Source organism: Guyparkeria sp., from assembly GCF_046545975.1.
In the GTDB taxonomy this organism is placed as follows: Bacteria; Pseudomonadota; Gammaproteobacteria; order Halothiobacillales; family Halothiobacillaceae; genus Guyparkeria.
This window is the reverse complement of the sequence record NZ_JBKGYT010000076.1, coordinates 1-8,016: the sequence shown is the minus strand read 5'-3', so window position 1 is coordinate 8,016 and position 8,016 is coordinate 1. Positions and strand designations below refer to the sequence as shown.

Sequence of the window (8,016 nt, the reverse complement as noted above, 5' to 3'; positions counted from 1 at the left end):
ACCGCCCCCGCCCGACAGTCGGGGAAATCCGGGCAGCCCTCCCGGATCTCAACTATCGTAGGGTTGGCCAGGCGTCCGTTCATGCGGCGTTCATGGCCGACCGGAACCACCCGCCGGCTCATGCCGGCACCCCCTGACACGTGACCTGACGTGTTGCAGGGCCGCGCGACCAAGGAGGTGCATCATGCTGTTCTGGGCACTTGTTTTCCTCATCGTGGGCATCGTCGCGGGCGTGCTCGGATTCAGCGGCATTGCCGGCACCGCCACCCAGATCGCCTGGATACTGTTCGTGGTCGGCCTGGTCCTCGCGATCGTGTTCTTCGTGATGGGCCGACGACCACCCATGTAGCCGGCTCGAACGAGCGAATCTTCGCGACGGCCAGCAACGAAAGCCCCGGCAAGGCTCGGGGTTTTCGCGCTCCCGGCATTCCGCCTCCTGGGAAACCAGCGAAGATCCGCCTGCCCGCCAGGCACACGACACCGGTCGAGGCATTCGCTACCATCGACTCGTGCCATGGAGTCATCCGGGGCCAACGCCAAGGAAACGAAACAACCAAGAGAAGGAGCCAAACCAAATGGAAGCGTCCCCCACCACGAGCGACGTTCGCTCGATCATCGAACCGCTCTACCGCGGCAAGTTCTGGATGCAGCTGATCGGGGTGATGATGATCGTCTACGGCGCGCTCACCGCGCTGTCGATCGTCGGCATCATCATCGCCTGGATCCCCATCTGGGCGGGCGTGGTGCTGATGCAGGCCGCCGGCGCCGTCCAGCGCGCCCATGCCGGCGGCGATCCTGCCGAGGCCGGCCAGGCCATGGGCAAGCTGCGGGTCTACTTCACGATCTTCGGCGTGCTGACCCTGATCGGCCTGCTCCTGATGATCATCAGCCTGATCTTCGGCATCGGCGCCGGCATGACGGGCATGGGCGGCATGTAACCTCCCCGTCGGCGCAACGAGAAAGCCCCCGGTTCGTGTGTGAACCGGGGGCTTTTGCGTTCAGGGTGTCGGCCCCGGGAGACGTTCGGGCGATCAGATCCGGCCGTAGACCTCGCCGCCCTTCTCGACGAACTCGATCGACTTCTCCTCCATGCCGCGCCGGAGGGCCTCCTCCTCGTCGACGCCCAGCTGGTCGGCGTACTCGCGGACCTCCTGGGTGATCTTCATCGAGCAGAAGTGCGGCCCGCACATGGAGCAGAAGTGCGCCACCTGGTGCGCCTCCTTGGGCAGCGTCGCGTCGTGGTACTCGCGCGCCCGCTCCGGGTCGAGCGACAGGTGGTACTGGTCGAGCCAGCGGAACTCGAAGCGCGCCTTGGACAGGGCGTTGTCGCGTACCTGCGCGCCCGGGAAGCCCTTGGCCAGATCCGAGGCGTGGGCGGCGATCTTGTAGGTGATCACGCCCTCCCGCACGTCGTCCTTGTCCGGCAGGCCGAGGTGTTCCTTGGGCGTGACGTAGCAGAGCATCGCGGTGCCGTACCAGCCGATGTTGGCCGCGCCGATGCCGCTGGTGATGTGGTCGTAGGCCGGGGCGATGTCGGTGACCAGCGGCCCGAGGGTGTAGAACGGCGCCTCGAAGCAGTCCTCGAGTTCCTTGTCCATGTTCTCCTTGACCATGTGCAGCGGCACGTGGCCAGGGCCCTCGATCATCACCTGCACGTCGTGCTTCCAGGCGATCTGGGTGAGCTCGCCGAGGGTCTTCAATTCGGCGAACTGGGCCTCGTCGTTGGCATCCGCGAGACAGCCCGGGCGCAGGCCGTCGCCCAGCGAGAAGGACACGTCGTAGGCCTTCATGATCTCGCAGATCTCGTTGAAGCGCGTGTAGAGGAACGACTCCTCGTGGTGGGCGAGGCACCACTTGGCCATGATCGACCCGCCGCGCGAGACGATGCCGGTGACGCGGTCGGCGGTCATCGGCACGTAGGCCAGACGCACGCCGGCGTGGATGGTGAAGTAGTCCACACCCTGCTCGGCCTGCTCGATCAGCGTGTCGCGGTAGATCTCCCAGGTCAGGTCCTCGGCACGACCGTCGACCTTCTCAAGGGCCTGGTAGAGCGGCACGGTGCCGATCGGCACCGGCGAATTGCGCAGGATCCACTCGCGGGTCTCGTGGATGTGCTTGCCGGTGGACAGGTCCATGATGGTGTCGCCACCCCAGCGGATGCCCCAGACCATCTTCTCGACTTCCTCGGCGATGCCGGAGGTGACCGCCGAGTTGCCGAGGTTGCCGTTGATCTTGGTGCGGAAGTTCCGGCCGATGATCATCGGCTCGATTTCCGGGTGGTTGATGTTCGCCGGGATGATGGCCCGGCCGCGGGCGATCTCGTCACGGACGAACTCGGGCGTGATCTCGTCGGGGATCGACGCGCCGAACGACTCGCCCGGGTGCTGGCGCAGGAGCTTTTCGTAGCGCGGGTCGGCGCGCATTTCCTGCAGGCGGTTGTTCTCGCGGATGGCGACGTACTCCATCTCGGGGGTGATGATCCCCTGACGGGCGTAGTGCATCTGGGTGACGTTGGCACCGGCCCTGGCCCGGCGCGGCGGGCGGATGTGCGAGAAGCGCAGGTTCTCGGTCTTCTCGTCAGTCAGGCGCTCCTGGCCGAAGCGCGAGGTCGGACCGTCGAGCTGCTCGGTGTCGTTGCGCTCCTCGATCCATGCCTGGCGCAGCGGCGCAAGCCCCTTGAGCAGATCGATCTCCACGTCCGGGTCCGTGTACGGGCCGGAGGTGTCGTAGACCGGGATCGGCGGGTTGGAGACGATGCCCGAGTCGTTCTGTGTCGCCGTCTGGCTGATCTCGCGGTAGGGGACGCGGATGTCCGGGCGCGAGCCAACCGAGTAGCGCTTGTGACTGGCGGGGAACGGGGCGATGACCGTCTCGGAGAGTTTCGCGGTCTTCTGCAGGAAATCGCTGGGGATTGCGCTCATGGGTATGCCACCTGTGCAACGGTTGGGGCATGCACGACGAGCGCCGACTGGTCACGGAGAGAAGATGTCTCGTTTGTGCCAGACAGACTTCCCTACGCCGATGCAAGCCGGATCAGGTTCCAAGGGTGTTTCTCAGCCGCCTCCCCCGCTCGGGACGGATGGGCGGCACCCCTAGTCTGTTGGTGGCGACTGCCGGAACAGCCGCCGCGTAATGTCGAGACGCTACCCCAGGGCGGCGAAAATGACAAGGTCGGGCACCGTCTTTCAACCACTTGCGCGACCGCCCCCGGCCCGCGGCCCGGCGGGCGCAGGCACCTCCAGGTCTGGCCGGACACCACGGCACGCGGGCGCACCCAAGTTGCCCGCGATGCGCAAAACCCGTAAATTACCGCGCACTTGAGCCCACATCCCTACACCGACAGAGCCGAACCATGCCCACCGACATCGAACTGGCCCGCTTCAACATGGTCGAGCAGCAGATCCGCCCCTGGGACGTGCTCGACAAGCGCGTTCTGGAGGTGTTCTTCAATGTCCCGCGCGAACGGTTCGTCCCGGAGGACCAGCAGTCCCACGCCTTCGCCGACGTGGCGGTGCCGATCGGTCACGGCCAGACGATGCTGCCGCCGGTGGTCGAGGGGCGCATCCTGCAGCACCTGCAGGTCCAGCCGAACGAGCGGGTGCTGGAGATCGGCACGGGCAGCGGATTCTTCACCGCGGCGCTCGCCTCGCTGGGCAACAGCGTCCGGTCGGTGGACATCTTCAAGGACTTCACCGAACGGGCCGGCGGCCTGCTCTCGGAACTCGGCTTCGAGCGCGTGGTGCTGGAAACGGGCGATGCGCATGATGGCTGGGCGCCCGAGGAGCGCTTCGACGTGATCGTCTACACCGGCGCCCGCGCGGACATGCCGGAATCGAACTACCGTCAGCTCAACATCGGCGGGCGCCTGCTCGCCATCACGGGTACCGGGCCGATCCAGACCGTCTCGATGGTCACCCGCGAATCCGAGACCGGGTTCCGCACCGACTCCCTGTTCGAGACCCGCACGGACTACCTGATCGGCGCCGAGCCACAGGCCCGGTTCACGCTCTGATTCCGGGCGGGCGTCGGTGGCCATTCGTTGCCGCCCGGCCGCGTTGAGCCCGGGGCGAGCGAAGGGTCCCGCATTGCCCGCCTTATGCGCTAAGCTCTGAACCTGACCGTTTCCTCGCGTGCCGCATTCCGGCGCGCGTGGGGCGTCGTGGTGCTTGTGCAGGCCGCGGCCGCTAGGGTATGGTTCGAAAACATTAACAGGCTATCTAGTTCCACCCAGGGGTTCCCGATGATGTCAGCCAGTCGCTCCCAATCTTCCCCGGCCTCTCGCGGGCAGACGGTACTGCGCCGGGCCACGCTGTCGCTGGTCATCGGCCTCTCGCTGCATGCCGGCCAGGCCGCCGCGACCGACTTGCTGGACATCTATGCCCTGGCCGAACAGAACGACCAGCAGCTGCGCGCCGCGGAACAGCAACGCCTGTCGATCGAGCAGAACATCCCGATCGAGCGCGCCGACCTGCTGCCCCAGATCGGGGCGGGCACGGGGGTCCAGTTCGAGCGGACCGACACCACCATCGGCGAGACCGCCGGCGCGGACAGCACTGACGGCTTCAGTGGCAACATCGCGCTGACTCTGGACCAGAGCGTCTACAACCGCACCGACCAGCTCGAGCTCGGGCGGGCGGAACTGGAGGTCCATCAGGCCGCCATCGATTACGAACAGGCACGCCAGGACCTTATCCTGCGTACCGGCCAGGCCTACTTCCGGGTGCTAAATGCCGATGCGCAACTGCAGCTGGCCCAGGCAAACCGGACCGCGCTCAAGCGCCAGCTCGAAAGGGCCCAGCGCCAGTACGAGGTCGGCCAGGTGGCGGTCACCGACGTTGCCGACGCCCAGTCGGAATACGACCAGGCCAACGCGCAGATCATCGCGGCACGCAACGAGCTCAACAACGCCCGGGCCGCACTGGAGACCATCATCGGTCAGCCCGTCACGGACCTCGACGACATCCGCACCAACCTCGACGTGACCGCACCGGAACCGGCCGAACCCGAACGGTGGATCGAGCTGGCACTGGAACAGAACCTCGGGCTGCAGAGCGCGGCGGTGGGCACGCAGATCGCCCAGCAGGCGGTCGACATCAACCGCTCGGCGCGGATGCCCACGGTGGGACTCAACGCCCAGTACGGCTTCGACAACAGCTACTCCGGCGGTGGCGTGACCGGCCAGGACCGCCGCGGCTCGCTCAACGGCTCGGTCGGCGTCGAGGTGGAAATGCCGATCTACACCGGCGGGCGCATCAACTCGCGTTCCCGGCAGGCTGCATTCGATTACCAGCGCAGCCAGTTCGACCTCGACGGCCAGCGCCGCCAGGTCCGCCAGCAGACGTCGGACAGCTACCGCGGCGTGCAGACCTCAATCAGCGAGATCACGGCCTTCCGGCAGGCAGTGGAATCCGCGCGCACCAGCCTGGTGGCCACCGAGGCCGGCTACGGCGTAGGCACCCGGACGATCGTCGACGTGCTCAACGCCGAGCTGCGGGTGTTCGAGGCGATGGCCGACTACCTCGACGCACGCTACAACTACATCACCAACCTGCTGCAGCTCAAGGCGGACACCGGCCAGCTCACCGTGGTCGACCTCGAAGCCATCAACCGCCAGCTCACCGAGCAGGAGACCAATGCGCTGATCGCCCCCCTGATGGGACGGGACGACGACGAGCGGGGCTCGGTGACGGACACCGACATGATGCAGCGGGTGCTCGAGCGCGCCCGCCGCACGGTGGACGACGAGGAGTAACCGGCAAGGGTGCAACGCCCTTGAACCGCCCTCCTCAGCCACGGTCCAGCCATTGGGCAATCCGCTTGACCACCCGCTCGGTCGCGCCGCGATGCTCGGCGATCACCTCCCGCGCCCGTTGCCCGTATCCGGCCCACTCGGTGGGGCGCGCGAACGCCCAGGCGACCCGCTCGCCCAGCTCGCGTGCATCGGCCACGCCCAGGCTGGCCCGGCGCGCTTCCAGGGCCGAGAACACCGCCCGGAAGTTACTCACATGCGGCCCGTGCATCACGGCACGCCCGACGACGGCCGGCTCGATGGGATTGTGCCCGCCGGTGGACACCAGCGACCCCCCCATGAAGACCACCGGCACCTCGGCGAACAGCCCGGCGAGCACCCCGGCGCGATCGACCACCTCGACCTCGGCATCCGCGGAACCGTCCGGGCGCCAGCGCACCACGCTCAGGCCGCGTTTCTCCACCAGCCGGATGACCTCGTCGGCCCGCTCGGGGTGGCGCGGCACGAGGATCAGGCGCGCCCCGGGCGATCGCTCCCGGGCGAGCCGGTGCGCGTCGAGCACCTGCTCCTCCTCGCCCGGGTGCGTGCTGGCCGCGAGCCAGGTACGGGCACGGTCTGCCGGCAGGTCGTCCGGCACGCCGGGCAGGGCCAGGTCGAACTTGAGGTTGCCGCAGTCCTCCGCCCGGGGGGCGCCGAGGCGCTCGAATCGATCGCGGTCCGTCGCCGACTGGGCACAGATGAGATCGATGTCCGCCAGCACCTCCCCGAGCAGCTTGCCGCCCCAGCGACGGTAGCGCCGCCAGGAGCGGTCCGACAGGCGCGCATTGGCGATCACCAGTGGCACCCCGGCCCGGCGGGACTCGCGCACGAGGTTCGGCCAGAGCTCGGTCTCCATGATCAGCACCAGCCGGGGCCGCAACCGGCGCAGCACCCGGCGCTGGACGAGGGCGAGGTCGTAGGGCGCATAGAAATGCGGCACGCCGAGCGCTCGGGCGGCCCCGGCTCCCGTCTCGGTGGTGGTGCTGACCACGACCGGCACCGTCGGCCAGCGTTCGCGGAGCACCCGGACGAGCGAGGCGGCGGCACGCACCTCGCCCAGCGAGACGGCATGCAGCCATACCCCGCCGTCGGGCAGGCCGTCGCGCAGCCGTCCGAACTGCTCGAATCGCCGGCGGTGGCCGGCAGGCGCCCGGCGGTGGCGACGCAGGGCATCGACGACCAGCCATGGCGTCAGCGCGGCCAGCATGAGCCGGTAGTGCCAGCGCCTCATCTCGCCCACCCCGGGCACGAAGCCGCCACCGGCCGCGGTCGCCGGCTCGCCCCGGCCCCCGGTATCCATCTGGCTGTCCGTCGTGCTGCGCGCATGCCGGCATTATCCCTTAGAATGAACCGCTCATGAGCCGTCCCCCGACAAACCGTCCGACTCGGCGCGTCCTGGCCGCCCGTTTCGCCCTGTCGCTGCTGCCCCGCCTGATCGCCGCCCAGCCCCAGCGGGCGCGACTGGGGCTGGGGCGCGGGCTCGGCTGGCTGATGGCCCGCGTGCTCAAGAGACGACGCAGTGTCATGCGCGCGAACCTGGCGGTGGCCTTTCCCGAATGGTCCGCCGCGGCACGGGAAGACGTCATCGACGAGCACTTCGCCCGGCTCGGCGCCGGCATCTGCGAGGGCTTCTGGGGCTGGTTCGGCAACCTGGAGAAGGTGCCCGAGTATCGCATCATCGGCCTGGAGCACCTCGAGGCCGCCCGGGCCGAGGGGCGCGGCGTGATCCTCAACGCCGCGCACGTCACCGACATGGAGCTGGGCGTGTACTTCGTCTCGCGGCATGCGCCGGTGCACGCCGTCTACCGCCCCAACAACAACCCGGCGATCGACGCGCTGATCGACCAGGGCCGCGAGAAGCACCTCGCCGGCCTGATCCACCGCGAAGACACCCGAGCGATGGTCCGCGCCCTGCGCGCCGGCGACGTGCTCTGGACCGCACCGGACCAGAACTACCACGGCAAGACCAGCGCCTTCATCCCCTTCCTCGGTCTGCCCGCGGCGACCAACACCGCCATGCCGACGCTCGCACACCTCGGCCGCGCGGTCATCCTGCCCTACCACGTCCGCCGCTTCGGCACGCGTTACGAGCTCGAGATCGAGCCGCCCCTCGAGGAGATCCCCAGCGGCAATGACGTCGCCGACACCCGGCTGCTGGTCGAACGTCTGGAAGCCGAGATCCGGCGACACCCGGCGATGTATCTCTGGGGACACCGGCGGTTCAAGAC

7 protein-coding genes and 1 riboswitch are annotated in these 8,016 nt (G+C 68.3%); of the genes, 5 read left to right on the top strand and 2 right to left on the bottom strand.

The window, feature by feature from the left end:
* Nucleotides 1–184: 184 nt before the first annotated feature.
* Entirely contained in the window at nt 185–349 is a 165-nt protein-coding gene (locus ACLFMY_RS07405; RefSeq protein WP_410763984.1) for a DUF1328 domain-containing protein, read from the top strand.
* 226 nt (nt 350–575) lie between these two features.
* On the top strand, nt 576–938 hold the full coding sequence (locus ACLFMY_RS07400) for a DUF5362 family protein (protein ID WP_410763983.1): 363 nt from the start codon (nt 576–578) through the stop codon (nt 936–938).
* A 93-nt stretch (nt 939–1,031) separates the two neighbouring features.
* On the opposite strand, the gene thiC is transcribed toward ACLFMY_RS07400, so the two are convergent.
* On the bottom strand, nt 1,032–2,921 hold the full coding sequence (gene thiC / locus ACLFMY_RS07395; protein WP_410763982.1) for a phosphomethylpyrimidine synthase ThiC: 1,890 nt from the start codon (nt 2,919–2,921) through the stop codon (nt 1,032–1,034).
* Between the two features lie 72 nt (nt 2,922–2,993).
* Nucleotides 2,994–3,104: riboswitch (TPP riboswitch) on the bottom strand.
* 248 nt (nt 3,105–3,352) lie between these two features.
* Here thiC and ACLFMY_RS07390 point away from each other — a divergent pair.
* Nucleotides 3,353–4,012 carry a protein-L-isoaspartate O-methyltransferase family protein gene (locus ACLFMY_RS07390; RefSeq protein ID WP_410763981.1) on the top strand — a complete coding sequence of 220 codons (660 nt, stop codon included), beginning with the start codon at nt 3,353–3,355 and terminating at the stop codon, nt 4,010–4,012.
* A 228-nt stretch (nt 4,013–4,240) separates the two neighbouring features.
* Nucleotides 4,241–5,752: a TolC family outer membrane protein gene (locus tag ACLFMY_RS07385; RefSeq protein ID WP_410763980.1), complete on the top strand. Its 1,512-nt coding sequence runs from the start codon at nt 4,241–4,243 to the stop codon at nt 5,750–5,752.
* 34 nt (nt 5,753–5,786) lie between these two features.
* Here ACLFMY_RS07385 and ACLFMY_RS07380 read toward each other — a convergent pair whose 3' ends face one another.
* Nucleotides 5,787–7,088 carry a 3-deoxy-D-manno-octulosonic acid transferase gene (locus ACLFMY_RS07380; RefSeq protein ID WP_410763979.1) on the bottom strand — a complete coding sequence of 434 codons (1,302 nt, stop codon included), beginning with the start codon at nt 7,086–7,088 and terminating at the stop codon, nt 5,787–5,789.
* A gap of 56 nt (nt 7,089–7,144) precedes the next feature.
* Here ACLFMY_RS07380 and ACLFMY_RS07375 point away from each other — a divergent pair.
* Nucleotides 7,145–8,016: lysophospholipid acyltransferase family protein (locus tag ACLFMY_RS07375; protein ID WP_410763977.1), on the top strand; the 872-nt coding region annotated here is incomplete at its 3' end.

Excerpts from the sequence above, each read along its gene's own strand:
- ACLFMY_RS07405 (WP_410763984.1), top strand. The coding sequence starts at position 185 with ATGCTGTTCTGGGCACTTGTTTTCCTCATCGTGGGCATCGTCGCGGGC.
- ACLFMY_RS07400 (WP_410763983.1), top strand. The coding sequence starts at position 576 with ATGGAAGCGTCCCCCACCACGAGCGACGTTCGCTCGATCATCGAACCG.
- thiC (WP_410763982.1), bottom strand. The coding sequence starts at position 2,921 with ATGAGCGCAATCCCCAGCGATTTCCTGCAGAAGACCGCGAAACTCTCC.
- ACLFMY_RS07390 (WP_410763981.1), top strand. The coding sequence starts at position 3,353 with ATGCCCACCGACATCGAACTGGCCCGCTTCAACATGGTCGAGCAGCAG.
- ACLFMY_RS07385 (WP_410763980.1), top strand. The coding sequence starts at position 4,241 with ATGATGTCAGCCAGTCGCTCCCAATCTTCCCCGGCCTCTCGCGGGCAG.
- ACLFMY_RS07380 (WP_410763979.1), bottom strand. The coding sequence starts at position 7,088 with ATGGATACCGGGGGCCGGGGCGAGCCGGCGACCGCGGCCGGTGGCGGC.